This is a genomic window from Parageobacillus thermantarcticus (assembly GCF_900111865.1).
GTDB classification, from domain to species: domain Bacteria; phylum Bacillota; class Bacilli; order Bacillales; family Anoxybacillaceae; genus Parageobacillus; species Parageobacillus thermantarcticus.
The window spans coordinates 42,303-66,521 of sequence record NZ_FOJS01000002.1 but is presented as its reverse complement, the minus strand read 5'-3'; the positions used below and the strand labels follow the sequence as shown (position 1 = coordinate 66,521).

General features: G+C 48.9%; 27 protein-coding genes, 1 tRNA gene and 1 riboswitch. Of the genes, 24 read left to right on the top strand and 4 right to left on the bottom strand.

What is annotated here, in order from left to right:
* Nucleotides 1–172 precede the first annotated feature (172 nt).
* Nucleotides 173–1,099: a glycerophosphodiester phosphodiesterase gene (locus BM278_RS02405; protein WP_090947808.1), complete on the bottom strand. Its 927-nt coding sequence runs from the start codon at nucleotides 1,097–1,099 to the stop codon at nucleotides 173–175.
* 357 nt (nucleotides 1,100–1,456) lie between these two features.
* Between BM278_RS02405 and BM278_RS02400 the strand changes: the two genes are divergently transcribed.
* From BM278_RS02400 to cobO, 21 genes are all read left to right on the top strand, one after another.
* Nucleotides 1,457–1,528, top strand: a tRNA-Gln gene (locus BM278_RS02400).
* A gap of 102 nt (nucleotides 1,529–1,630) precedes the next feature.
* Complete coding sequence (rraA, locus tag BM278_RS02395; RefSeq protein ID WP_090947807.1) at nucleotides 1,631–2,128, top strand: ribonuclease E activity regulator RraA; 498 nt, start codon at nucleotides 1,631–1,633, stop codon at nucleotides 2,126–2,128.
* Nucleotides 2,129–2,176: 48 nt separating this feature from the next.
* Nucleotides 2,177–2,370, top strand: a riboswitch (cobalamin riboswitch).
* A gap of 125 nt (nucleotides 2,371–2,495) precedes the next feature.
* On the top strand, nucleotides 2,496–2,864 hold the full coding sequence (locus BM278_RS02390; RefSeq protein WP_090947806.1) for a (2Fe-2S) ferredoxin domain-containing protein: 369 nt from the start codon (nucleotides 2,496–2,498) through the stop codon (nucleotides 2,862–2,864).
* A gap of 26 nt (nucleotides 2,865–2,890) precedes the next feature.
* Entirely contained in the window at nucleotides 2,891–3,631 is a 741-nt protein-coding gene (locus BM278_RS02385; RefSeq protein ID WP_090947805.1) for an energy-coupling factor ABC transporter permease, read from the top strand.
* A 3-nt stretch (nucleotides 3,632–3,634) separates the two neighbouring features.
* Nucleotides 3,635–3,919: an energy-coupling factor ABC transporter substrate-binding protein gene (locus BM278_RS02380; protein WP_090947804.1), complete on the top strand. Its 285-nt coding sequence runs from the start codon at nucleotides 3,635–3,637 to the stop codon at nucleotides 3,917–3,919.
* A complete protein-coding gene (gene cbiQ, locus BM278_RS02375) occupies nucleotides 3,916–4,632 on the top strand; it encodes a cobalt ECF transporter T component CbiQ (protein WP_090947803.1) in 717 nt (238 codons plus the stop codon). Before BM278_RS02380 ends, cbiQ begins: the two co-directional genes overlap by 4 nt.
* Before the next feature lie 17 nt (nucleotides 4,633–4,649).
* Nucleotides 4,650–5,468, top strand: coding sequence for an energy-coupling factor ABC transporter ATP-binding protein (locus BM278_RS02370; RefSeq protein ID WP_090947802.1), 819 nt, complete (start codon nucleotides 4,650–4,652; stop codon nucleotides 5,466–5,468).
* 84 nt (nucleotides 5,469–5,552) lie between these two features.
* A complete protein-coding gene (gene cobJ / locus BM278_RS02365) occupies nucleotides 5,553–7,115 on the top strand; it encodes a precorrin-3B C(17)-methyltransferase (RefSeq protein ID WP_090947801.1) in 1,563 nt (520 codons plus the stop codon).
* A 14-nt stretch (nucleotides 7,116–7,129) separates the two neighbouring features.
* A complete protein-coding gene (locus tag BM278_RS02360) occupies nucleotides 7,130–7,963 on the top strand; it encodes a sirohydrochlorin chelatase (protein ID WP_090947800.1) in 834 nt (277 codons plus the stop codon).
* Between the two features lie 12 nt (nucleotides 7,964–7,975).
* Nucleotides 7,976–8,743: a precorrin-6A reductase gene (gene cobK, locus BM278_RS02355; protein ID WP_090947799.1), complete on the top strand. Its 768-nt coding sequence runs from the start codon at nucleotides 7,976–7,978 to the stop codon at nucleotides 8,741–8,743.
* A 20-nt stretch (nucleotides 8,744–8,763) separates the two neighbouring features.
* On the top strand, nucleotides 8,764–9,411 hold the full coding sequence (locus tag BM278_RS02350) for a precorrin-8X methylmutase (protein ID WP_090947798.1): 648 nt from the start codon (nucleotides 8,764–8,766) through the stop codon (nucleotides 9,409–9,411).
* A 4-nt stretch (nucleotides 9,412–9,415) separates the two neighbouring features.
* On the top strand, nucleotides 9,416–10,513 hold the full coding sequence (locus tag BM278_RS02345; RefSeq protein ID WP_090947797.1) for a cobalt-precorrin-5B (C(1))-methyltransferase: 1,098 nt from the start codon (nucleotides 9,416–9,418) through the stop codon (nucleotides 10,511–10,513).
* A complete protein-coding gene (gene cbiE / locus BM278_RS02340) occupies nucleotides 10,500–11,705 on the top strand; it encodes a precorrin-6y C5,15-methyltransferase (decarboxylating) subunit CbiE (protein ID WP_090947796.1) in 1,206 nt (401 codons plus the stop codon). The genes BM278_RS02345 and cbiE overlap by 14 nt, the downstream gene beginning before the upstream one ends.
* Nucleotides 11,702–12,403 (top strand): precorrin-2 C(20)-methyltransferase, encoded by a 702-nt coding sequence (gene cobI, locus BM278_RS02335; protein WP_090947795.1) that lies wholly within the window; start codon nucleotides 11,702–11,704, stop codon nucleotides 12,401–12,403. The genes cbiE and cobI overlap by 4 nt, the downstream gene beginning before the upstream one ends.
* Entirely contained in the window at nucleotides 12,400–13,170 is a 771-nt protein-coding gene (gene cobM / locus BM278_RS02330; protein ID WP_090947794.1) for a precorrin-4 C(11)-methyltransferase, read from the top strand. Before cobI ends, cobM begins: the two co-directional genes overlap by 4 nt.
* Before the next feature lie 4 nt (nucleotides 13,171–13,174).
* Nucleotides 13,175–14,248: a cobalt-precorrin 5A hydrolase gene (locus tag BM278_RS02325; RefSeq protein ID WP_090947793.1), complete on the top strand. Its 1,074-nt coding sequence runs from the start codon at nucleotides 13,175–13,177 to the stop codon at nucleotides 14,246–14,248.
* A gap of 13 nt (nucleotides 14,249–14,261) precedes the next feature.
* Nucleotides 14,262–15,626 carry a cobyrinic acid a,c-diamide synthase CobB gene (locus tag BM278_RS02320; RefSeq protein ID WP_090947792.1) on the top strand — a complete coding sequence of 455 codons (1,365 nt, stop codon included), beginning with the start codon at nucleotides 14,262–14,264 and terminating at the stop codon, nucleotides 15,624–15,626.
* A complete protein-coding gene (locus BM278_RS02315) occupies nucleotides 15,619–17,133 on the top strand; it encodes a cobyric acid synthase (RefSeq protein ID WP_090947791.1) in 1,515 nt (504 codons plus the stop codon). The genes BM278_RS02320 and BM278_RS02315 overlap by 8 nt, the downstream gene beginning before the upstream one ends.
* Nucleotides 17,133–18,185 (top strand): nicotinate-nucleotide--dimethylbenzimidazole phosphoribosyltransferase, encoded by a 1,053-nt coding sequence (cobT, locus tag BM278_RS02310; protein WP_090947790.1) that lies wholly within the window; start codon nucleotides 17,133–17,135, stop codon nucleotides 18,183–18,185. Before BM278_RS02315 ends, cobT begins: the two co-directional genes overlap by 1 nt.
* Nucleotides 18,182–18,961, top strand: a complete 780-nt coding sequence (gene cobA, locus BM278_RS02305; protein ID WP_090947789.1) for a uroporphyrinogen-III C-methyltransferase — start codon at nucleotides 18,182–18,184, stop codon at nucleotides 18,959–18,961. Before cobT ends, cobA begins: the two co-directional genes overlap by 4 nt.
* Entirely contained in the window at nucleotides 18,942–19,493 is a 552-nt protein-coding gene (cobO, locus tag BM278_RS02300) for a cob(I)yrinic acid a,c-diamide adenosyltransferase (protein WP_090947788.1), read from the top strand. The genes cobA and cobO overlap by 20 nt, the downstream gene beginning before the upstream one ends.
* An 11-nt stretch (nucleotides 19,494–19,504) precedes the next feature.
* Here the strand turns inward: cobO and BM278_RS18605 are convergent, their stop codons facing one another.
* The 3 genes from BM278_RS18605 to metA form a co-directional block, all read right to left on the bottom strand.
* Nucleotides 19,505–19,654, bottom strand: a complete 150-nt coding sequence (locus tag BM278_RS18605; protein WP_167359565.1) for a hypothetical protein — start codon at nucleotides 19,652–19,654, stop codon at nucleotides 19,505–19,507.
* Between the two features lie 105 nt (nucleotides 19,655–19,759).
* Nucleotides 19,760–19,888 (bottom strand): hypothetical protein, encoded by a 129-nt coding sequence (locus BM278_RS19420; protein WP_279625732.1) that lies wholly within the window; start codon nucleotides 19,886–19,888, stop codon nucleotides 19,760–19,762.
* 295 nt (nucleotides 19,889–20,183) lie between these two features.
* Nucleotides 20,184–21,092 (bottom strand): homoserine O-acetyltransferase MetA, encoded by a 909-nt coding sequence (metA, locus tag BM278_RS02295; RefSeq protein WP_090947787.1) that lies wholly within the window; start codon nucleotides 21,090–21,092, stop codon nucleotides 20,184–20,186.
* Between the two features lie 151 nt (nucleotides 21,093–21,243).
* Here metA and BM278_RS02290 point away from each other — a divergent pair, with 151 nt between their 5' ends.
* The 3 genes from BM278_RS02290 to BM278_RS02280 are packed head-to-tail and all read left to right on the top strand — an operon-like array spanning nucleotide 21,244 to nucleotide 24,007.
* A complete protein-coding gene (locus BM278_RS02290) occupies nucleotides 21,244–22,932 on the top strand; it encodes a formate--tetrahydrofolate ligase (RefSeq protein ID WP_090947786.1) in 1,689 nt (562 codons plus the stop codon).
* A gap of 13 nt (nucleotides 22,933–22,945) precedes the next feature.
* Complete coding sequence (locus BM278_RS02285) at nucleotides 22,946–23,470, top strand: hypothetical protein (RefSeq protein WP_090947785.1); 525 nt, start codon at nucleotides 22,946–22,948, stop codon at nucleotides 23,468–23,470.
* Nucleotides 23,471–23,530: 60 nt separating this feature from the next.
* Nucleotides 23,531–24,007: a glutathione peroxidase gene (locus BM278_RS02280; protein ID WP_090947784.1), complete on the top strand. Its 477-nt coding sequence runs from the start codon at nucleotides 23,531–23,533 to the stop codon at nucleotides 24,005–24,007.
* The last annotated feature ends 212 nt before the right edge of the window (nucleotides 24,008–24,219 follow it).

Genomic DNA, 24,219 nt, shown 5'->3' with positions numbered 1-24,219 from the left:
ATGACAATGAGAATTTTACGAATAGAGCCAAAAATGATTTAATGATGCTTATAATGTTGAAAAGTAGTGCATATATTATTCTAAAAAATCATAAGAAAATTATTTTTCGCTAGTAAGGCGCTGTTTGCCGGCGGGTGTGCCTTCGAGTGCATGAATGATGAATACGGCAGAGCTATTTCTTGTTCAAGCTTACTAACCGATCAGGATAGTTTGTAAACATTCCATCCACGCCTAACGATAATTGTTTTTGCATTTCTTCTTTTGTGTTTATCGTATATGGATGAACAATGAGATGGCGTTCGTGCGCTTTTTGTACAAATTCCGGAGTAACGAGCGATTGCTCCGGCCCGACTCCTTCGGCGTATTCGGCGGCTTGATCGAGAACGTCATCGAGGTTGCGTCCTTGTATCATGGCGGGACTATACAGTTGAATAAGCGGAATGCCTTTAGGAATGATTTCCCGCAATTTTCGCAAACTCGCCTCGCTAAATGATTGAAAAATCACTTTTCCTTGTTGCAAATATCCGTTCTTTTTTAAAATATCCACCAGTTTTCCTTCCATGCCTGGATAGACGTTTGGAGCTTTCGTTTCAATGTATAGAGCGGCTTTCGCGTCTTTTTGTTTCATCACATCCATCACTTCTTGCAAAGTAGGAATTTTTTCTTTAGCATATTGTTTTTTCGCGTATTCCGGGTAAGCGTCGTTAAACCAAGAACCGGCATCGAGCTGTTTCATTTCTGAAAGCGTGAAATCTTTTACCCGCCAAGGGGCGCGATCGGGATATACTTCTTCTGCATTGGTAGTTCTCGCTAGCGTCGCGTCATGAATAGCGACTAATTCTCCGTCTTTCGTCATATGCAAATCTAATTCCACATAGTTCGCTTTCATTTGAATTGCTTTTTTGTATGCCGATAACGTATGTTCTGGCGCATATCCAGATGCACCGCGATGGGCGATGACATCGATGTCGCCTACAATCGAGCGCGTCGTGAACGGTTGCATATCCAATTTATCAGCAGCTGCGGCATTGAAGGCGTATGGCGCGAGAAAACCGAATAGTGCGGAAAGCGGCCAGCCAATGATCGTTGATTTTTTCATTTTTCCTTCACTCTCCCTATGACGATTTTCGCTTCCATTGTAGGAAGTGAATGTAAAGCTCAAATGAATGAATATTTAAATTTTTGTGATTTATGTATAGAAAATGTTTGTTGTTTTTTAAAATAGTATTATTAAAATAATATTTTCTATAAACAAAAAATGTTAGTATTTTAAAATATTTTTTTGAAAAAGTGTATGGGGTGAATGGATGGAGGAAATACTACAAACGAATTGAATTTATTTGTTTTCCGTTAATTCAAGTTCGCTGAATGACAAGTGAGATTTTGCGCTGGCTTCTAAATGCAGACCATTTTGAAATTTTCCCATGTTGACTCGTCGATCAAAGAAGAATTTCGTTGGGCTATAGCCAAACGGTAAGGCAACGGACTTTGACTCCGCGATGCGCTGGTTCGAATCCAGCTAGCTCAGTTTATAAGCAGGCAAGCAACGCTTGTCTGTTTTTTTTGTTGAAAAAAGAAGGAATTTTGCCAAATGCGTCAAATAAGGACATAACGTGGGGAGGGAATGATAGTGAAAACAGCTGATTTATGCGATGAATTTTTAAATGAATTGCAAGTTTGTCGGTTGCCGATGCAATCATATGGCGGCAAAGCGGAATTTTCCGGACCGATCGCGACGGTCGATGTGTTGGAGGATAATGTGCTCGTGCGCGAGGCGTTAGAAACCGTTCCGGCTGGCACCGTATTGGTCGTTGACGGGAAAGGTTCGCGAAATTGCGCGCTACTTGGAGATCGTTTGGCGCAAATCGCCTGTGATCGCGGACTTGCCGGCGTGATTATTCACGGCTGCATTCGCGATTCCGCGGAGATTGCCAATATGCCGATCGGGGTGATGGCGATCGGCACATGCCCGGTAAAAAGCAAAAAAGAAGGAAAGGGAAAACGGGACGTCGCGCTTGAGTTTGGCGGTGTGCTTTGGGAGCCGGGCGCCTATGTATATGCCGATCGCGACGGGATTGTATTGGCAAAAACAGATTTGTTGAAAAAAAAAGTGATTGACGGCGTTTGAAAATTTGTACTACTATGAATAACGAAAATGTTCCATGAAAAATTAATATCTATGCCAAGCAAATAAGGTGCCTTTTCTCATTAAGAGAACAGGCTTAAAAGGGAAGTACGGTGAAAATCCGTCACGGTACCCGCCACTGTGATGGGGAGCTTTGTTGCATGATGTCACTGAAGGAAACTTCGGGAAGGCGCAGCAAAGCGATGATCCTAAGTCAGGAGACCTGCCTTATTTGTTCGGACGGATACCTACGGGATTATAGGTAGACGTGCGGGAGAATGGCATACTTTTTTGGCTATATTTGTATGCATTTTTCTGCACCTCTGCGTATAGAGGTGCTTTTTATTTTGCAAAAAAGGAGAGATTGAACATGACAACATGGAACTTAACCGGAACGAAACATCATGTGCTGATTTGCAACGGAGGCAGCTGCATGCGTAAAGGGGGCGAAGAAGTAACACGTGCCATCCGTGAAGAAATCGCGAGTCTCGAGTTAGATGGCATCGTACATACGACGCGGACGCGCTGCAACGGCCGCTGCCAAGACGCATGCGTCGTCATCGTTTACCCTGAAGGTGTATGGTACCACGGGATGACGCCGGAAAAAGCAAGGGAGCTTGTGCGAAGGCATTTACGGGACGGGGAATGGCTGGAAGAAACGATGACGTACCGTTATGAAAAGATGAAGGGATTCATGATGCCAAAACAATCAACGTCCCCTCTAGGAATTTCGAAATGATGCAGAACAACGGGAGGAACGGAAGCATGAAAAAATGGAAATACGCCCTTTTCCTTTGCGGTTTAGTTGTCTATTTTACTTTTTCTGAAAGTTCATCGGCATTTGCGATGCATATTATGGAAGGATTTTTGCCTGTTGGATGGGTGATTTTTTGGTGGCTCGCGTTTTTGCCATTTTTGATCATCGGTATGCGTTCACTCATCCGGATTACGCGTGAGCATCCGGAACTAAAGCTGCTCATTGCGCTGTCCGGGGCATTTACGTTTGTGCTGTCTGCTTTAAAAATTCCATCCGTTACTGGAAGCAGCTCACATCCAACGGGGGTAGGGCTCGGTGCGGTGCTGTTTGGTCCATGGACGATGGTAGTGATGGGGAGCATCGTATTGCTGTTTCAAGCATTACTGCTGGCACATGGCGGATTGACGACATTAGGTGCGAATGCCATGTCCATGGCAGTCGCCGGCCCGCTTGTGGCGTACGGCATTTATCGTTTCGGGAAAAAGTGGAATATATCGCGGCGTTGGACGATATTTTTCGCTGCATTTTTTTCTGATTTAGCCACATATGTTGTCACCTCATTGCAATTAGCGTTGGCGTTTCCGGATGCGACAGGCGGGATTTTCGCTTCGTTTGTCAAATTTGCCGGCATTTTTGCGATCACGCAAATACCACTGGCGATTACAGAAGGGCTGCTTACGGTTGTCGTTTGGAATTTCTTATCGACTTACAGCAGCCGGGAACTGACTCAATTAGAGAGGGGAGTGTAAATTATGAAGCGAAGTCTTTTTCTCCTTGTTTTTGCTGTTTTATTAGTAGTGGCACCGTTATTGTTTATTCATCACTCTGATTTTGGCGGCACGGATGACCAGGCGGAAAAAACGATTCAGGTGATCGCTCCTCATTATAAGCCTTGGGCGCAAACCATATTTGAGCCGCCGGGCGGAGAGGTGGAAACGTTGCTGTTTTCTGTGCAAGCGGCGGTCGGAGCCGGAATTATTGGCTATATTATCGGCGTCTATAAAGGCCGGGCGAACCAAAGAGATGAAGCAAAATGATCCGGCAGTTGGACACCGTCGCTTACGATAACCGCCTGCGGACAATACGTCCCGAACAAAAAATGATATTTGCGATTCTATTATTGATAATGGCCATGATAGGTAGTTGGAAAATGCAAGTAATGATAACGATTTGGCTTGCCGTATGGATTATCGGGTATGCACGTGTTTCGTGGAAGGTGTACGCCAAAGCACTCGGAGTGGTGGCATTGTTTCTGATTATGAGTTTGCCAGCTTTGTTGGTTTCGCTCGACAAGTCTTTTCATGTTTCCATTGATCGTTCGCAAATTTTCACCGTGATGTCTTTGTTATCTCGTTCGGCCGCGGCATGGTCTTGTTTATTTTTCCTGCTGGTGACTACTCCGTTTCCAGAGATGTTGCATGTGCTCAAGCGCATGAAAGTGCCATCCATCATCATTGAGTTGTTGTTTTTTACGTATCGGTTTGTATTTGTTTTTGAGAAAGCGGCAGAAGAGCTATACGTAGCTATGAAAGCAAGAAATGGAGGAAACCATTGGCGGCATGGCGGGATGTTGGTGTTCCAGCTTTTTCAAAAAATATGGCATTCCTATGAAGCGTTGCGCCTTGCTTTATGGGCCCGCGGAGTTTCCGATGAAATGGTCTATGTTCATGTGGGCACATACAATGAAAAAAGTAAACGTTATCTGTGGGAAGCGGCCATCGGCATAAGTTTGCTTCTATGGCTTGGATGATAGGAGGGCAGCAGACGATGCTGAAAATGGACGAAGTATATTATACGTATCCGAACGGACCGTGTGTGTTGAAGGGATTAAGCCTTCATGTTCCCGATGGAAAGAAGTGCGCGCTCATCGGTCGTAACGGATGCGGCAAGACCACGTTATTTTTACATGCGAACGGGCTGTTGCGCCCCGATTCCGGCGATATCTATTGGAATGGCGAGAAGGTGGATTACCGGCGTCCAACATTGCAAAAATGGCGGCGAGAAGTCGGCATCGTTTTTCAAAATCCAGAACACCAGCTTGTGGCGCCGCTGGTGCGTGATGAACTGGCGTTTAGCCTGCACCATTTAGGAATGAAAAAAAGTGAAATGGACGAGCTCATTGAAAAAGCGCTCGACGAGTTTGGATTGCGTTCATGGTTGGACAAGCCTGTTCATCATTTAAGTCTCGGCCAAAAAAAATGGCTGACGCTTGCCGCCGTAATGGTGACGAACCCGAAATTATTAGTGCTCGATGAGCCGACAGCCTATTTAGACCGCTTGCAGATCGATCGATTTATCGAAAAGATAAACGATATTCATCGAGCCGGCACGACCGTTTTGATTGCCACTCATGATTTTGATTTTGTCTTAGAGTGGGCGGATATCGTGTTTGTTATGCATGATGGACGAATTGTCATGCAAGGAGCACCACAGGATATATTTGCTAGGCAGCATCAATTGAAAAAATGGCATCTTGGTGTTCCGCTGCTCGCTTCTGTATGGAAAATGTTGTTTCCGCACGAGACGCGAATCCCGCGGAATGTGGAAGAAATGAAACAATGGATGAACGCCCAAGCTCCGTATTAGTGAGACAGTGATATAGAGTTCCAGTTTTTTAGGCAAATATGCCCAGTTAACATGAACAAGAAAGATGGAAATTGGGGTGAAACGATGAAAGGGAAATTGCTGATCGTTGGATTTGGTCCAGGCAGCGAAGAACATATGACAAAGCGGGCGCGGGAGGCGATTGAAGAAAGCGACATCGTCATCGGTTATAAAACGTACATTGACCTCGTCGCCGATGTAATCGGTGATAAGCAAGTGATTAGCACGGGCATGACGGAAGAAGTCAGCCGCGCACAAGAGGCGGTGAAATGGGCGGAACGCGGAAAAACGGTCGCCGTCATTTCCAGCGGAGACGCGGGCGTATATGGAATGGCAGGGCTTGTGTATGAGGTGCTTATCGAAAAGGGATGGACGCGGGAAAGCGATATCGAAGTGGAAGTCATTCCAGGCATTTCTGCCATTCACTCATGCGCCGCGCTTTTAGGGGCGCCGATTATGCACGACGCGTGCACGATTAGCTTAAGCGACCACTTAACGCCGTGGGCGCTGATTGAAAAACGCATCGAAGCGGCAGCCGCTGCCGATTTTGTCATCGCACTATATAATCCGAAAAGTGGGCGGCGCACGCGGCAAATTGTCGAAGCGCAGCGGATTCTTTTGCGCTATCGCTCGCCAAGCACTCCAGTAGGATTGGTGAAAAGCGCTTATCGCGCGCGGCAGCATATCGTATTGACGGATTTGGCGCACATGCTCGATCACGAGATCGGCATGCTTACGACCGTCATTATCGGCAATTCTTCGACGTTTGTATACGACGGGTTGATGATTACGCCGCGCGGATACCAGCGGAAATATACGTTAAGTGCCGCGGAACAGCCGCTGAAACCACACGAACGTCTCCGCAAAGAAGCGGAACCGTGGGCGCTTGATCAAACGGAATCGACATCGGCAAAAGAAATCGCCGAAGACGCGTTGAAAAAATTAGAAATTCGCCAGCGTGACACCGCGGCATTTGCGACTGACATTTTCGAAATCGCGGTTAGCCCAGGAGTAGCGAACAAAAATTTTACGCCAAAACAGATGATGTTGCTTGCCGAAATCGTCGGCGAAGGCGGAACGATGATGTATACGCCGGATCATTATTTGAAGATCGAAGTGCCTACTTCTGACCCGGACGGCATCGTCGCGAGACTGAAAGAAGCGGGGCTTGCCGTCGCTCCTGTCGGTGACGTGCTGACGGTGAAGGCGTGCGATTTTTGCGACGGCGAGAAAAAAGACGCGATTCCGTATGCGGAGGAACTGTACGAACGGCTTGGCGGAATGGCGCTTCCGAAAGAATTGAAGCTAGGTATAAACGGCTGCGGCATGGCATGTTACGGAGCGGTACGGGAAGATATCGGCATCGTTTATCGGAAAGGGGCATTCGACTTATTTTTAGGAGGAAAAACAGTCGGAAGAAACGCGCACCCTGGACAGCTTGTCGCTGAAGGGATTCCGCCTAGCGAGATTGTATCTGTTGTCACTCGCATTATTCAAGAATATAAGGAAAACGCCTATCCGAACGAACGGTTTCATAAGTTTTTCAAGCGAGTGAAACAAGTCGGCGGATTTGCGTACCAAGAAGAAAAGCAGGCGGAAAAAATCGAAGTGCCCGTCTGCGGTGAATAAGGGGGGAAGAATCAATGAAAGCTGTATTATTTGTCGGGCACGGCAGCCGCGACCCGGAAGGAAACGACCAAGTCAGGCAGTTTGTCGAACAATTAAAGCCAAACATCGAGGCATCCATGCATGTTGAAACAAGCTTTTTAGAGTTTGGACTGCCGACGATTCGCGAAGGGATCGACCGTTGCGTCGCCGCCGGGGCTCGCGAAATTATCGTGATCCCGATCATTTTGCTGGCAGCGGGACATTCAAAGCTGCATATTCCGGCGGAGATCGATGAAGCGAAAAAACATTATCCGCACGTGACGTTCATCTATGGCCGACCAATTGGCATTCACGAGCAAACATTTTCGATCTTAAAAACGAGATTGCAAGAAGTCGGCGAAAATATCGAAAATCCCGATCCGGAAACAGCGGTGGTCCTGCTTGGGCGCGGGGGGAGCGACCCTGATGCGAACAGCGATTTATACAAAATTTCCCGCTTATTTTGGGAACAAACGAACTATTTCCTCGTCGAACCGGCGTTTATGGGGGTAACAACGCCATCGCTAGACGATGCGGTGGAACGCTGCGTCAAGCTAGGGGCGCGAAAAGTGGTAGTTTTACCGTACTTTTTGTTTACCGGCGTGCTTATTAAGCGACTTGAAGACAAAGTAAAGCAATATCGTTTCCAATATGCTAACGTCGATTTTGCTCTAGCCGGCTACTTTGGGTTTCATCCGAAGCTGAAAACGATTGTGCTGGACAGATTGGAAGAGGCGCTCGGCAAGACGGTTGTGATGAACTGCGATATGTGCCAATATCGGCTTCACGCAACGGAGCATCATCACCATCACCACCACCATCATCATTAAGGGGGAACGTACATGGTTATCGTATTAGCGGGAACGAGCGATGCCCGAGAGCTGGCGCTTTGCATCCAACAGGCGGGCTATGATGTGCTGGCGACCGTCGTTACGGAACACGCGGCGGACCAGCTGCGCGCTTCCGGCTTAGCGGTGCATCTTGGAAGGCTGGCGGCGGAGCAATTGGCGGAGTTGATCCGCGCAAAGAAAGCGAAAGCGGTGGTGGACGCAAGCCATCCGTTTGCCGAAGAAGCGTCGAAAAACGCGATGCAGGCGGCGGATGCAGCCGGCGTTCCGTACATCCGCTATGAACGCCAAGCCGCCGAGTTAAGCAGCCAGCTTGTCACCTTTGTTGACAGCTATGAAGAGGCGGCCGAATTGGCGGCGCAAAAGCGTGGAGTGATTATGCTGACGACGGGGAGCAAAACGCTGCACATTTTTGCCGCCAAGCTGCTTGGCCTTCCCGATACGCGCGTGATCGCGCGCATGCTGCCGCGCAAAGACAATATGGAGAAATGTGAACAACTAAAGTTTCCGCAAGAAAATATCGTTGCGATGCAAGGCCCGTTTTCGAAAGAATTGGATAAGGCGCTTTTCCGTCATTTTGGCGTTACGTTGCTCATTACGAAAGAAAGCGGCAAAGTTGGGTTTGTCGATGAAAAAATCGCCGCCGCGCAAGAACTAGGGATTGAGACGATCGTCATCCGCCGCCCGTCGATTGAATATGGCACGGTGTTTTCACAGTTTTCCGACGTCATTGCGGCGCTGCGAGAAATGATCCAGTCTTGAAAAAGAAAGGGGTTTTTACGATGGATTTCCGCACGGAATTTCGTCCGGTTACGGTCCAACCGCAACAAATTGAAGCAAGAAGCTTTCAAATTATTGATGAAGAAATCGGCGAACACCATTTTACAGAAGAACAATATCCGATTGTACAGCGCGTCATTCATGCTTCTGCCGATTTTGAACTTGGAAAAAGTTTGCTATTTCATCCTGAGGCCGTTCGCGCGGGAATAAAAGCAATACGCAGCGGCAAGACGGTCGTCGCCGATGTGCAAATGGTTCAAGTTGGAGTGAACAAAACACGCATTGAAAAATTCGGCGGAACCGTGAAGGTATATATTTCCGATGAGGATGTCATTGCCGAGGCGAAACGGCTCAATACGACAAGAGCGATCGTCGCGATGCGAAAAGCGGCGAAAGAAGCGGAAGGCGGGATTTTTGCGATCGGAAACGCACCAACGGCACTGCTTGAGTTGATTCGTTTAATTAAAGAAGGAGAAGCGCGCCCGGGATTAGTGATCGGCTTGCCGGTCGGGTTTGTATCGGCGGCGGAAGCGAAGGAGGAATTGGCGAAATTAGATATTCCGTTTATTACGAATGTCGGCCGAAAAGGAGGAAGCACCGTTACAGTGGCGGCGCTAAACGCGCTGTCATTGTTGGCAGAGCGAGGGTAATAATATGGAAGCGAAAAAAACGCTGCGAGAAGGGTATACAACGGGAGCGTGCGCCACAGCGGCGACGAAAGCAGCATTAACGGCGCTTATTACCGGCATCCGGCAAATGGAAGCAACCATTTATTTGCCGGTTGGACGCTGGGTGACGTTTGCGATTGAAGCGTGCGAGATCAGCGAGGAATCAGCGTCAGCAACGGTGATCAAAGACGGGGGAGATGACCCTGACGCGACGCACGGAGCCGCGATTGTATCGACCGTTTCATGGGCGGAGCAGCCCGGCGTCCATTTAGATGGCGGAAAAGGGGTAGGGCGCGTCACGAAACCGGGTTTGCCGGTTCCGGTGGGCGAAGCCGCGATTAATCCTGTCCCGCGGAAAATGATTCGCGAAACGGCGAGCGAAGTATTGGAACAATACGGCGTTTCCCGGGGGGTGAACGTCATTATTTCCGTTCCCGACGGGGAAGAAATCGCCAAAAAAACGTTAAACGCGCGCTTAGGCATTATCGGCGGCATTTCGATTTTGGGGACGCGCGGCATTGTCGTTCCTTTTTCGACGTCCGCGTATCGGGCAAGCATCGTTCAGGCGATTCAAGTGGCGAAAGCAAACGGATGCGACCATGTCGTGGTCACGACGGGGGGGCGAAGCGAAAAATTTGCGATGCAGCAATATTCTCATCTTCCCGAGGAAGCGTTTATTGAAATGGGCGATTTTGTCGGCTTTACGCTGAAACAGTGCAAAAGATTAGGAATCAAAACCGTTTCGATGGTCGGGATGATGGGAAAATTTTCGAAAGTGGCGCAAGGCGTCATGATGGTCCATTCGAAAGGGGCGCCTGTCGATTTCTCATTTTTAGCGGCGATTGCCGAGCAAGCAGGTGCTTCGCCGGAACTTGTCGCGGCAGTGCGCGATGCCAATACGGCGTCGCAAGTCGGCGAGATGATGCTGAAAGCAGAAAATAGGCGTTTTTTTGAAATATTATGCGATTGTTGTTGTTTGTCGGCATTGCGGGAAGTCGGAGGAGGCATTACGGTCGAAACGTCGCTGTACACGATGAGCGGTCAATTATTAGGAAAGGCGGTGCGAAACGATGCAGGCGATTAAACTGATTGGCATTGGCGCAGATGGGAAAGCAAGCCTTCCGCGCCTTTATGAACGTTGGATTTATGAAAGTGAATTATTGGTAGGCGGCGAGCGCCACTTAGCCTTTTTCCCGGATTTTCAAGGGGAAAAGCTCGTGATTCAAGGCGGTCTGTCCGAGCTTGTCGAAAGATTGAAGCGCGAAACGAAGCGAACCGTCATTATTTCTTCTGGCGACCCGATGTTTTACGGAATCGGCAGCTATTTATCGAACAAGCTGCCGATCGAGGTGTATCCGACGGTCAGCTCGATTCAATGGGCGTTTGCGAAAATGGGGGAAAAGTGGCAGGACGCCGAGTTTATCAGCGTCCACGGCCGCGGCATGAAAGGGCTCGCGCAGCGAATCGACGGATGCGAAAAAGTGGCGATATTAACGGATGAAATGAATTCTCCTAATGCCATTGCGAAATATTTGCTTTCGTACGGAATGACCGAATACCGCGCGTTTGTCGGGGAAAATCTTGGCGGACGGGATGAACGGTGCCGCTTTTTTGAATTGGAAGAGATGGCGGATGCGGAGTTTTCTCCATTAAATGTCGTTATTTTGCAAAAAACAAAAGCGGGACCGACATGGTCATTCGGGATTGATGATGATGAATTTTTGCAGCGCAAGCCGGAAAAAGGGCTTATTACGAAAAAAGAAATTCGCGTGCTAAGCATTAGCGCGCTTCGCCTTCATGAAAAAAGCGTCGTTTGGGACATCGGCACATGCACCGGCTCGGTGGCGATTGAAGCGGCGAAAATCGCCCGCGAAGGCGCGGTGTTTGCGATTGAAAAAAACGCCCATGATATCGAGATTTGCAAGGAAAACTTAAAAAAATTCCGCGTCGACCTGACGCTTGTGCACGGCAAAGCGCCTGAGCATTTAGACGAATTTGCCGACCCGGATGCGGTGTTTATCGGGGGAACGTCAGGAGAAATGGGGCCGCTGCTTGACGTGTGCTGCCGGCGCTTGAAACGGAACGGACGCATCGTTATTAATGCGGTTACGATCGAAACGCTGGCGCAGGCGGTGGAAGGATTAAAACAGCGCGGCTTTCAAGCAGATATTACGCTCGCGCAAATCTCGAGAAGCAAGCCGATTTTGGATTTGACGCGGTTTGACGCGCTGAATCCGATTTATATCATTACGGCAAAGAGGGAGGGAGACGAATGAGCGGAACGTTGTATGGCATCGGCGTCGGTCCGGGCGACCCTGAACTGTTGACGGTGAAGGCGTTTCGCCGCCTGAAAGAAGCGCATGTCATTGCTTATCCGAAAAAACAGCGCGGCAGCAAAAGCTACGCCCAGCAAATTGTTGAAGCATATTTTTCTGCGGGAGAAAAAGAAATGCTTGGGCTCGTCTTTCCAATGACGAAAAATATAGATGTGTTGACAGAAAAATGGAACGAAACGGCGGAAGCGATATGGGAACAGCTCAGTGCGGGAAAAGATGTCGCGTTTGTGACGGAAGGAGATCCGCTTTTATATAGCACGTTTATCCATCTGATGAACGTCATGAAAGAGCGTTATCCAAATGTCGCGATTGAAATTGTTCCGGGAGTTTCCTCCGTCAACGCGGCGGCGGCGAGACTGCAAATGCCGCTTGCCGACGGAGATGAGCATGTGGCGATTATTCCGGCGCGCGACGACTACGAAGCGATGAAAAAGGCGCTTGAAGACCATGATTGCGTCGTGTTTTTGAAAGTGGCGAAAGTGATGGATATGATGATCCGCCTCCTTCGCGAACAAAACTTGCTGCAAAACGCCGCCGTGGTGACAAAAGTGACATCGAAAGAAGAAGTGATTTGGAATATTGAACAGCTCGAAGGCGCGGAGCTTGAATATTTGACATTATTGGTGGTGAGAAAGTGAAGCTGTATATAATTGGCGCGGGACCCGGGGATCCGGACTTGATTACAGTGAAAGGCGCGCAGCTGCTCAAAGAAGCGGATGCGATTTTTTACACTGATTCGCTCGTCAACGACGAACTGATCGAGCGCTATCGAAAGCCGGAAGCCGAAGTGTTTCATACGGCGGGCATGCATTTAGAAGAAATGGTCGAGGCAATGTTGGAAAAACTGAAGCAAGGCAAAAAAGTCGTGCGCATCCATACGGGGGATCCGTCGATTTACGGAGCGACACTCGAACAAATAGCGCTCTTAAAAAAACAGGGAGTCGAAATCGAAATGGTCCCTGGCGTCAGTTCGGTATTTGCGGCAGCTGCCGCTGTCCAAGCGGAACTGACCGTTCCGGATTTGACACAGACGGTCATTTTAACGCGAGCGGAAGGGCGGACGCCGGTTCCGGAAAAGGAAAAGCTGGAAGAACTGGCGAAACATCATTGCACTTTGGCGCTGTTTTTAAGCGCAACATTAACGAAAAAAGTGACAAAGGCGCTGAAGGAGGCCGGCTGGAGCGACGATACCCCCGTTGTCGTCGTGTATAAAGCGACATGGCCGGACGAAAAAATCGTTTATTCTACCGTCGGCACGCTCGATGAGGATATGCGGGAGAATGGCATCCGCAAACATGCGCTCATTTTGGCGGGATGGGCGTTAGATCCAGCGGTCATCGAGCGCGAGTATCGCTCGAAATTGTATGATAAAACGTTTACGCACGGATATCGGCGGGGGGTGTGAGAAGATGTATGCGATCGTTGCGATTACGAAGCACGGCGTGGACATTGCCCGCCGCGTCGGCGAAAAGCTCCCGAATGCCGATGTGTATTATACGAATAAGTTCGCGATGGGAGACGAAACGGAAAAAAATATTCGGTTGTTTGAAGGGAGCGTGCGGTTGTTGTTGCCGTCGCTCTTTCAAACGTACCGCGGGCTCATTCTCATTATTTCGCTCGGCGCGGTCGTGCGGATGATTGCGCCGCTATTAAAGGATAAAAAAACTGATCCGGCGGTCGTCGTTATCGACGATAAAGGGCAGTACGTCATTAGCGTGCTTTCCGGGCATCTTGGCGGAGCGAACGAACTGACGCGGCAAGTTGCGGAAATTTTACACGCCCAACCGGTCATTACGACTGCCTCTGACGTACAAAAAACGATTGCCGTGGATTTGTTTGGCCGTTCTTTTGGCTGGGAGTGGGAATCCGACGAAAAGCTGACGCCTGTTAGCGCCGCTGTCGTGAATGAACAGCGCGTTGCCGTGGTGCAGGAATCAGGAGAGCGAAATTGGTGGAACTACGATACGCCGCTGCCGAACAATATCCGCGTTTATGATTCGATTGCGGAGGCGCTAGCGGCAAAACCGGACGCCGCCCTTGTCGTGACCCATCGCCTGTTGACGAAAGAGGAAGAAGCGATATTGCAAAACGGCGTTTTGTACCGTCCAAAAGTGATCGTGCTTGGCATCGGCTGCAACCGCGGCACAACAGCAGAAGAAATTGAAACGGTCATTCGCGAAACGTTGGACGAACTTCGTTTTTCGCTGAAAAGCGTGAAGGCGGTATGTACGATTGCATTAAAAAAAGACGAGCGGGGGCTGCTTGAAGTTGTCCGGAAATACGGATGGGAATTTGTTTACTATACTCCGGAAGAATTAAATAAGGTAAAAATCGAACAACCTTCGGAAACGGTGTACCGCTACACGGGCGCCTACGGTGTGAGCGAGCCGGCGGCGAAGCTGTACAGCGGCGCAGAGAAATTGGAAATAGTGAAGAAAAAGTCAGGCAATGTCACGATTTCGGTGGCACTTTTGAAACATTAAGGAGGAACACAACATGCGAAGAATCGTGGTCGCCGGGACGGGAAGCGGCGTCGGCAAAACGACTGTAACCATTGGGCTGATGGCGGCGCTAAAGCAAAAAGGCTATATCGTGCAAGGGTTTAAATGCGGCCCGGATTATATTGACCCGACTTATCATGCTGCCGTTACGGGAAGAAGATCGCGCAATTTGGACAGCTGGATGGTCGGCCATGAAGCCGTGCAAGCGATATGCGCGAAAGGCTGCGAAGGAGCGGACATCGCGATTATCGAAGGGGTCATGGGACTGTTTGACGGGAAAAGGCCGACGACAAACGAAGGAACGACGGCGGAAATTAGCATTTTGACGAAAAGCCCGGTGCTGCTCGTCATCGACTGTTCCGGCATGGCACGGAGCGCGGCGGCGGTTGTCCGCGGCTTCCAAACGTTTGATAAACGCGTGCGCATCTCGGGAGTGATTGCCAACCGCGTTGGCAGCGAGGGCCACTTTCGCCTTGTGAAAACAGCGATTGAACAAGAATGCGGCATCCCGGTGATCGGTTATTTACAAAAAGATGATGTACTTCACATTCCGGAACGGCATTTAGGCCTCATTCCATCGATTGAGCGCGGAGAGTTAGATGGCTTTTTTGCGGAATTAGGCAAGCGCGTCGCCGAGACGGTAGACCTTGATGCGTTGCTTAAGCTGGCGGAAGCGCCGGCATTAGATGTCCCGTGGCCGTATTTCCATGTGAGCCAATCGTATCATGTGAAGATCGCGGTCGCCAAAGACGCGGCGTTTCATTTTTACTATCCGGAAAATTTAGAGCTGTTACAAGCGTATGGAGCCGAGTTGGTCTTTTTCTCCCCGCTTGCCGGCGAGCCGCTGCCGGACGATGTCGACGGATTGTATATTGGCGGCGGATTTCCCGAAGAATTCGCAAAACAGCTGTCCGAACAGCAAAGCGTCAAACAGTCGATCAAAGCCGCGATTGAAAGTGGGCTTCCGACATTGGCGGAATGCGGGGGATTTATGTTTTTAACCGAAGCGATTGAAACGACGGATGGTTCGCGGTATGGCATGGTCGGCGTCATTCCAGGGCGCGTCGTCATGCATCCGAAGCTCGTTGCGCTCGGCTACCGCGAAGTCAAGGGAGAGCCAGGGAATTTCTTGCTTCCGGAAGGATTGCAGGCGCGGGGGCATGAGTTTCATTATTCTACGTACGAAGCGCGCGGCGAAATTCCGTTTGCGTATGAAACAACGGGATTGCGCGGCGTGAAAAAAGACGGCTACCAGCGGAAAAATTTAGTCGCAGGCTATGTCCATTTTCATTTTGCTTCTTGCCCGCAAATGGTCGAAAATTGGCTGAAGCAATGCAAGAAGGTGAAAGAACGTGGCTAAAGCGTTGCCGATTATGTTTCAAGGGACGCATTCCGATGCAGGAAAAAGCATTATCGCCACGGCGTTTTGCCGCATTTTCGCGCAAAACGGCTGGAAAACGGCGCCGTTTAAATCGCAAAACATGTCTTTGAATTCATATGTGACAGTCGATGGAAAAGAAATCGGGCGGGCGCAAGGAATTCAGGCGGAGGCGGCCGGCGTTGTCGCGACGACGGATATGAACCCGATTTTAATTAAGCCGAGCCGCGAACATGAATCGCAAATCGTCGTGCACGGAAAACCGTATAAGAATATGCAGGCGTTCGCGTACCGCAGCGAATTTTTCGAACAAGGATTAAGCATTATCCGCCAGTCGCTGGATGTATTGATGAATCAATATGACCGGCTTGTGATCGAAGGGGCGGGAAGCCCGGCGGAAATTAATTTAAACGACCGTGAACTTGTCAACATGCGCGTCGCCCGCATGGCGAACGCGCCGGTAGTATTGATCGGCGATATTGAACGCGGCGGCGTGTTTGCCAGTTTAGTAGGGACGTTGCAATTGCTTGAAAAAGAAGATCGCAAGCGGATCATTGGCGTGATTATTAATAAGTTTCGCGGCGATGTGGCGCTGTTGAAGCCGGGGCTCGACTGGTTTGAGCAATATACGGGCGTTCCTGTGTTAGGCGTCGTCCCATATTTGGAAAATTTGCATATTGACGCGGAAGATTCCGTCCGTTTAGAACAAATGCCGACGACCGTCAATTCGGACAAAGATATCGATATCGCGGTGATTCGCTACCCGAAAATATCTAACTTCACGGATGTCGATCCGTTTTTGGCGGAACCGGACTGCCACGTCCGGTTTGTGACAACCGCCGCGCAGCTTGGAAAACCTGATCTGCTTATTTTGCCGGGAAGCAAAAATACGATAGAAGACTTGCTATATATGAAGAAACAAGGCATCGCCGAGCAAATGGTAAAACTTTATAAACATCATTCTACGACGATTGTCGGCATATGCGGCGGCTATCAAATGTTAGGCGCTCGCATTCGCGATCCATTCGGTGTGGAAACGCCGCTAGAGGAAATTTCCGGATTGAATCTTCTTTCAATGGAAACGACGCTGGAGCGTGAAAAAACAACGGTTCTTTCGGAAGGAATATTGACATTTGCCGGTGAGCGCTTTTTCGTAAAAGGATACGAGATTCATATGGGGCGTTCACAGCCGCTTGGCGGAGACCATATCCCTCTTATCGATGTCGAAGGGCGTGCGGAGGGTGCGAAAAGCAACGATGAACGGGTGTTGGGCACGTATTTTCACGATCTTTTTCATAATGATGCGTTTCGCGAGGCGCTATTGAACAACATTCGCCGCCGGAAAGGATTAGCGCCCATTTATGGACGCCAGTCGTTCCGCACCATCAGAGAGAGGGCTTTTGACCGCCTCGCCGACCATGTGAAGCGGCACGTCCGCATTGACGAAATCGAAGAAAAAATGCATGCGTTTCAAAAGGGGGATGTGTAATGTTGTTTTCGATTCCAAAGCTTGATAAAGAAATAGGAAAAGAAGTGAGCGCATACGTCGACCAATTGACAAAACCGGTTGGCAGCCTCGGCCGTTTAGAGAAATTGGCGATCGAACTGGCGGAAATGACAGGGAACAAATTTCCTGATGTTTCCCCGCCTGGCGTGCTTGTGTTTGCCGCGGACCATGGTGTGGCGAAAGAAGGGGTGTCGGCGTTTCCGCCGGAAGTGACGGCACAAATGGTGTGGAATTTTGTGCAAGGCGGCGCGGCGATTAATGCATTCAGCCGGCAAATCGGCGCTTTATTTGCCGTTGTTGACGTTGGGGTCGCTGCGCCAATCGAACATAAAGATGTAATCGCAAAAAAAGTGCGGTATGGCACCAACAATTTTTGCGAAACGGAAGCGATGAGCAGCGCGGAAGCGGAACAAGCGCTAATCGTTGGTTACGAACAAGCGAAGGAAATCATCGATAAGGGTGCGCGTACGCTTATTGTCGGCGAAATGGGCATCGGCAACACGACTACCGCAAGCGCGATTTTAACGGCGGTGAGCGGCAAGCCGATCGAACAACTCGTTGGGAGGGGGACGGGCATTTCCGAAGAGAAGCTTGCCCATAAAGCTAGCGTCATTCGCCGCGCTCTGTCCCTTCATCAACCTGATCCGTCCAAACCGATGGAGTTATTATCGAAAATCGGCGGATTGGAAATCGCTGCGATGGCAGGGGCGATGTTGGCGGCGGCGGAGCGGCGCGTTCCGATTTTATTGGACGGGTTCATCTGTACGGTCGCCGCGCTTGTCGCTAAGCTTTTTGCTCCCGCTGTTGCCGATTATATGATTGCCGGCCATCGTTCTTCGGAAATGGGGCATCAAGTGGCGCTCGAATTATTGGGAAAAGAGCCGCTCATCGATTTAAACATGCGCCTTGGCGAAGGCAGCGGCGCGGCGGTTGCGTTTCCGCTGCTAATATTTGCGACGGCGATGGTCAAAGAAATGGCGACATTTGCTTCCGCCCGTATTTCCAATTCGGTAGAAGGAGAAGAAAAACAATGACGGCATGTGGAAAAGTATATATCGTCGGAGCCGGCCCCGGTGATGAAAAGCTGATTACCGTCTATGGGTTGGAGTGCATTCAAAAAGCCGACGTCATTATTTACGACCGGCTGATTAACCATAATTTATTGAAATATGCCAAAGATGGCGCCGAGCTCATTTACTGCGGAAAAGAACCAGGAAAGCACGCGCGCATTCAAGAACAAATTCATGAATGGTTAGTCGAAAAAGCGAGACAAGGAAAAATCGTCACTCGGCTAAAAGGAGGAGATCCTTGCGTTTTCGGGCGTGCCGGTGAAGAAGCGGAAGTGCTCGCACGAAACGGCATTCCGTTTGAAATCGTTCCTGGCGTGACGGCGGGAATTGCCGCGCCGGCGTATGCCGGCATTCCGGTCACGCATCGGAAATATGCCGCTTCATTTACCATTGTCACTGGCCACGGCCGTCCGGAAAAAGGCGAAGACCGCCTTCATTGGGAAGGATTGGCGAAAGGAAGCGATACGATAGCGTTTTATATGGGCGTTGGCAACTTGCCGTATATTTGCCGAAAATTGATCGAACATGGAAAGCCGGCGCATACCCCTGTGGCGGTGATCGAATGGGGGACGACACAGCGGCAGCGGACGGCTGTCGGCACGCTGCAGACGATTGCCGATATCGTCAAAAAAGCCGGCCTTTCTCACCCGGCGATGATCGTTGTCGGGGAGGTCGTGCGCCTTCGGGAGACGATTCAATGGTTTGCCGAGATGGATGGTGATGCGATTGCCAACACATAAAACGAAAGGGCGCGTCATCGTTTATACGGGGGACGGAAAAGGGAAAACGACCGCTGCTCTCGGATTGGCGATACGGGCGGCGGGAAGAGGCAAGAAAGCCGCCGTCATTCAGTTTATCAAGTCGCCCGAACGAACGTATGGCGAACAGCTTATTTTTCAAAAACTCGGCATCGAAATGCATCAAATGGGCGCTGGATTTACATGGACGAAAACGCCGGAAGTGCACCGGGAAGCGTTGAAGCGGGCATGGGAGTTTGCGAAAGAAAAAGTGATGTCAGGCATGTATGACTTGATTGTTTTAGATGAATTGAACAACGCGCTTGCGATTGACCGGTTTCCGGTCGATGATATCGTTTCTGTTCAAGATGTGCTGCAACTCATTCGAACACGTCCTCCCGCACTTCATTTAGTCATTACCGGCCGTTCGGCGAAGCGGGAATTAATGGAGGCAGCCGACATTGTTACAGAGATGAAGCTGGTCAAACACGATTATGAGCAAGGCATTACGGCGATGAAAGGGATTGAGTTTTAGCTCATCCCTTTCTATTCATCAAGATCTGTTTTGTCGTTTTGCGCTTTGTTTCGTTTATTGCCTTTGCTGTTGTCGCCCGCGATGGTCCCGTTTAAGAGCGACATGGCATCTTGTATCGGTGCATTCTGATTTTTGCTGCCTTTATTAGTTTTTTTTGCCATACACTTACATCCTTTCTAACTCAGAAGTTTAGCACAATTATTTTTGGCAAAAAGGCAATTTTTATAACGAACAATGAAAAAACCTTGGTGCTGCACCAAGTTTTTTTAGCTCGCTGTATATTTTTCTTCCCATTTTTGCCGCCATTTATTGCGCCGTTCTTTGCGCGCTCCTTTATATAAATGTTTGTATTTGCGCCAGTGCATTTTCCATTGCTTTCGTCGTTCCGCTCTCACGCATGCTCATCCCTTTCTCTCGTTGTTTCTTTATGATGTGTATTCGCTGAGAAAGCGGCCGAATCCTTTGCCAAGTTTTGTCGAGGGGTAGGAAGTTTCTGCGAACAATCGCGAATTAGGATAGTTCTTTTTTGGATATTTGTCAATAGGAAAAAAAGAGCACACCGCGAAACGATGTGGTGCGCTCTTTTTGGATATGGGACGTGGCAAAGATGCGTCCATGCGTTTTTTGTTTTGGTTGCATAAATCAGACGAACTGTATGCGGCTATGCGGAAACAGTCACATGCAATATGCTTATTCCCATTCATACGGCGTTTCTTGGTACACGTAATAGTTCAGCCAGTTGACAAACAATAAATTTGCATGAGAGCGCCAAGTATTGAGCGGCTGTTTCGTCGGATCGTCATTTGGAAAATACGATTCCGGCATTTGAATCGGGAGCCCTTTCGCTAAGTCGCGCTCATATTCTTCCTTTAATGTCGTCGCATCATATTCCGGATGGCCGGTTAAAAAAATTTGCTTTCCATCGTTCGACGCGACTAAACATACCCCCGCCTTTTCGGAGACAGATAAAATCGTCAATTCCGGGACTTTCTCGATATCCTCGCGCTTTACGTCGGTATGGCGCGAGTGCGGTACACGAAATACGTCGTCAAATCCGCGCAATAGTTTGACGTTTTTCACTTCGAGCGTATGTTCAAAAATGCCGAAACATTTTTGCGGAAGCAGGTATTTTGGAATGCCGTAATGATAATAAAGGCCCGCTTGCGCCCCCCAGCAAATATGTAAAGTGGACGTAACATGCGTTTTTGTCCATTCCATGATTTCGGTAAGTTCGTCCCAATACGTTACTTCTTCAAACGGTAGTTGTTCGACAGGGGCGCCGGTGATAATCATTCCGTCGAATTTTCGATGGCGGATTTGCGAAAAGACGGTATAAAACTGCTCAAGATGGTGTTTGCTTGTCGTTTTCGGCTCGTGTGTCGCCGGGCGCAAAAACGTCACATTGACTTGAAGCGGCGAATTGCCGAGAAGGCGCAATAGCTGTGTTTCCGCTTTTTCTTTTTGCGGCATCAAATTTAAAATGACTATATTTAACGGACGAATGTCTTGAGAATACGCCCGCTCCTCATCCATTACGAAAATATTTTCTTGTTCCAATATTTCTTTTGCTGGCAAATCTTTTGGAATGTTAATTGGCAACAGTCTCACCCTCCATTCTTTTTGCTGTTTCATGTTTCAAATAACTTAATTATAAAAACATTATAAATTTTATTCAATGAATTTTTTTCGAATTGCGCAAATGATAAAATATATATGTTTATTTCCAATTTGAACGATGGGGGAACGGATTATGGCAGTAATGGCAAATCAGATGACCGACTTGGAGATCGCGCAACAGACGAAGCTAAAGCGCATTCGCGATATTGCTGAAAGCTTAGGCCTTCAAGAAGACGAATGGGAACCGTATGGTCACTATAAAGCAAAACTTTCTTTAAATATTATGAATCGGCTCTCGACGAAACCGGATGGAAAAGTGATTTTAGTTACATCGATTAACCCAACGCCGGCCGGGGAAGGAAAATCAACTGTAACCGTCGGGTTGGGGCAAGCGCTGCAACGGCTTGGCAAAAAAGCGATTGTTGCGATGCGCGAACCTTCGCTTGGACCGACGATGGGAATCAAAGGCGGGGCGACGGGCGGCGGTTACTCGCAAGTGCTGCCGATGGATGAGATTAATCTTCATTTTACCGGGGATTTTCATGCAATTACAACGGCGAATAACGCGTTGGCCGCTTTCATCGATAACCATCTTCACCATGGAAATGGGCTGCGCATCGATCCGCGCCGCATCGTCTGGAAACGGGCCGTTGATTTAAACGACAGGGCGCTTCGCCACGTCGTTGTCGGCTTAGGAGGACCGGCGCAAGGAGTGCCGCGGGAAGATGGATTTGATATTACCGTTGCCTCGGAAATGATGGCGGTGTTTTGTTTAGCGACGGACTTGCATGATTTAAAGCAGCGTCTTGCTCGTATCGTCGTCGCGTACAATATGGACAAACAGCCGGTGACGGTCGGCGATTTAGGAGTGGAAGGGGCGCTGACGCTTTTGTTAAAGGACGCGTTTAAGCCAAATTTAGTGCAAACGGTGGAACACACTCCGGCGCTGGTGCATGGCGGACCATTTGCAAATATAGCGCACGGATGCAACAGCGTCATTGCGACGAAGATGGCGCAAAAGCTCGCCGATTATGTCGTAACGGAAGCTGGATTTGGCGCGGATTTAGGGGCGGAGAAATTTTTGCATATTAAATCGCGCCTTGCTCATATTCGGCCGGAAGCGGTCGTGATTGTTGCGACGATTCGCGCGTTAAAAATGCATGGCGGAATGGCGAAAGACGAGTTGCATACGGAAAATATCGCGGCATTGCAAGCCGGTTTAGCGAATTTGCAAAAGCATGTCGAAACGATACAGGCGTTTGGCTTACCGTTTGTCATTGCCATTAACCGCTTTGTGACCGATACCGACCGTGAAATAAAAACGCTTATTGATTTTTGCGATATGCAAGGATATCCCGTATCATTAACGGAAGTGTGGGAAAAAGGCGGCGAAGGAGGCATCGATTTAGCGGAAAAAGTGCTTCATGTGATCGAAAACGAAACGAATCATTTCGCGCCTTTGTATGACGTGAACGAACCAATTCCAGAGAAAATTCGTAAAATTGCCCGAATTGTTTATGGTGCGAAAGATGTCGAGTTTTCTGCAAAAGCCCAACAACAAATAAAACAGTTTGCCGAGTTTGGCTGGGACAAGCTGCCGATTTGCGTGGCGAAAACGCAATATTCGCTTTCGGACGATCCGGCAAAACTTGGAAGACCGAAAGACTTCACGATTACGGTACGCGAATGGAAACCGGCGATTGGAGCAGGTTTTCTTGTGGCGTTGACGGGCGATGTGATGACGATGCCAGGCTTGCCGAAACAGCCGGCAGCGCTGCGCATGGACGTTGATGAAAACGGAAATGCTGTCGGTTTATTTTAAAAGGGGAGATTGAATGTTTGATCCAACTGTGTTCGATAATTTGAAAACGGTGCTCGAAGGTGCGGTATATGACCTTGATTTAGCAGGGGAGATCGTTGTAACAGACCGACGCGATATGGTCGATTTGGCGAGATTTTCGCGGACGTATACAATTACGTTTTGTCTGTCGTCTGACAAAGAACGAACGATATCTTGCTCCGTTCAGCTGGCGATGGACTTGGAACAAATCGCGCAAGAACTGCTTCAGCGCGCCGCACGCCCCGGCTGTGAGCTTGCTGTTATGTTTTCCTTGCCGATCCGGCGGTACGCAACGTGCTCTCTCATTGAGAGTGAGTTGCATCGCATTTGGGGCGAAAAGCGCATCATTCGCCAAACGTTGCGACACGACTTTCATCATGAACAACCTGCATACTACACGAACGAAATTACGATCGAATTTGGACGCCCTATTTATGAAGACAACATCGATGATTTGCAGGCGATGGTCCCGTATATGCTCGATTCGCTTGAGCAGTTGCAGCGGTTTTACCAAATGTGAAGGCACGGAAGTGGAAAAACGCCGGAAAATCCAATATGATGAAAAGAGAGGTGAAAAGCGATGAGCATTTATGATTTTACAGCGAAAACGATTCGCGGCGAAGAACAGTCGTTAGCGGATTACAAAGGAAAAGTGCTTCTTATCGTAAATACGGCAAGCAAATGCGGCTTTACCCCTCAATATAAAGAATTGCAGGAACTGTATGAACAGTATCGCAACCGTGGATTTGTTGTCCTTGGTTTCCCGTGCAATCAATTTGGAAATCAAGAGCCGGGAACGGAAGAAGAGATCGAACAGTTTTGCCAAGTCAATTACGGCGTGACTTTCCCAATGTTTGCAAAAGTTGACGTCAACGGTGAACAAGCCCATCCTCTTTTCCGCTATTTAACGGAAAAAGCGCCGGGAGTGTTCGGGACGAAAGCGATTAAGTGGAATTTCACGAAGTTTTTAATTGATCGCAACGGAAATGTCGTTGCCCGTTTTGCTCCACAGACGAAGCCGAGCGAGCTAAAAAGCGAAATTGAAAAATTGTTGTAGCGAACGAAAAACTGTCTTTCCGAAACGAAGGAAGGGCGGTTTTTTGTCAATGGATCATCCGTTTTGCAGTGTAACAATGATGACAATGCGGGCTAAATTTTATGATGGCTAGTGCTGGCTTCACCGATCAACGCCTAAATGATTATATGCATTCCGCCCAATCATGCACAAATTCTGAGGTTTCATCATCGGAAACTGAAGATAGGCCATTA

Coding starts and splice junctions, on each gene's coding strand:
- cbiQ (WP_090947803.1), top strand. CDS start 3,916: ATGATCCGGCAGTTGGACACCGTCGCTTACGATAACCGCCTGCGGACA.
- BM278_RS02390 (WP_090947806.1), top strand. CDS start 2,496: ATGACAACATGGAACTTAACCGGAACGAAACATCATGTGCTGATTTGC.
- BM278_RS02385 (WP_090947805.1), top strand. CDS start 2,891: ATGAAAAAATGGAAATACGCCCTTTTCCTTTGCGGTTTAGTTGTCTAT.
- BM278_RS18605 (WP_167359565.1), bottom strand. CDS start 19,654: ATGGCAAAAAAAACTAATAAAGGCAGCAAAAATCAGAATGCACCGATA.
- cbiE (WP_090947796.1), top strand. CDS start 10,500: ATGCAGGCGATTAAACTGATTGGCATTGGCGCAGATGGGAAAGCAAGC.
- cobK (WP_090947799.1), top strand. CDS start 7,976: ATGGTTATCGTATTAGCGGGAACGAGCGATGCCCGAGAGCTGGCGCTT.
- BM278_RS02280 (WP_090947784.1), top strand. CDS start 23,531: ATGAGCATTTATGATTTTACAGCGAAAACGATTCGCGGCGAAGAACAG.
- BM278_RS02350 (WP_090947798.1), top strand. CDS start 8,764: ATGGATTTCCGCACGGAATTTCGTCCGGTTACGGTCCAACCGCAACAA.
- BM278_RS02380 (WP_090947804.1), top strand. CDS start 3,635: ATGAAGCGAAGTCTTTTTCTCCTTGTTTTTGCTGTTTTATTAGTAGTG.
- BM278_RS02370 (WP_090947802.1), top strand. CDS start 4,650: ATGCTGAAAATGGACGAAGTATATTATACGTATCCGAACGGACCGTGT.
- BM278_RS02345 (WP_090947797.1), top strand. CDS start 9,416: ATGGAAGCGAAAAAAACGCTGCGAGAAGGGTATACAACGGGAGCGTGC.
- cobJ (WP_090947801.1), top strand. CDS start 5,553: ATGAAAGGGAAATTGCTGATCGTTGGATTTGGTCCAGGCAGCGAAGAA.
- BM278_RS02285 (WP_090947785.1), top strand. CDS start 22,946: ATGTTTGATCCAACTGTGTTCGATAATTTGAAAACGGTGCTCGAAGGT.
- cobA (WP_090947789.1), top strand. CDS start 18,182: ATGACGGCATGTGGAAAAGTATATATCGTCGGAGCCGGCCCCGGTGAT.
- cobO (WP_090947788.1), top strand. CDS start 18,942: ATGCGATTGCCAACACATAAAACGAAAGGGCGCGTCATCGTTTATACG.
- BM278_RS02290 (WP_090947786.1), top strand. CDS start 21,244: ATGGCAGTAATGGCAAATCAGATGACCGACTTGGAGATCGCGCAACAG.
- BM278_RS02325 (WP_090947793.1), top strand. CDS start 13,175: ATGTATGCGATCGTTGCGATTACGAAGCACGGCGTGGACATTGCCCGC.
- cobI (WP_090947795.1), top strand. CDS start 11,702: ATGAGCGGAACGTTGTATGGCATCGGCGTCGGTCCGGGCGACCCTGAA.
- BM278_RS02405 (WP_090947808.1), bottom strand. CDS start 1,099: ATGAAAAAATCAACGATCATTGGCTGGCCGCTTTCCGCACTATTCGGT.
- cobT (WP_090947790.1), top strand. CDS start 17,133: ATGTTGTTTTCGATTCCAAAGCTTGATAAAGAAATAGGAAAAGAAGTG.
- BM278_RS02320 (WP_090947792.1), top strand. CDS start 14,262: ATGCGAAGAATCGTGGTCGCCGGGACGGGAAGCGGCGTCGGCAAAACG.
- BM278_RS02360 (WP_090947800.1), top strand. CDS start 7,130: ATGAAAGCTGTATTATTTGTCGGGCACGGCAGCCGCGACCCGGAAGGA.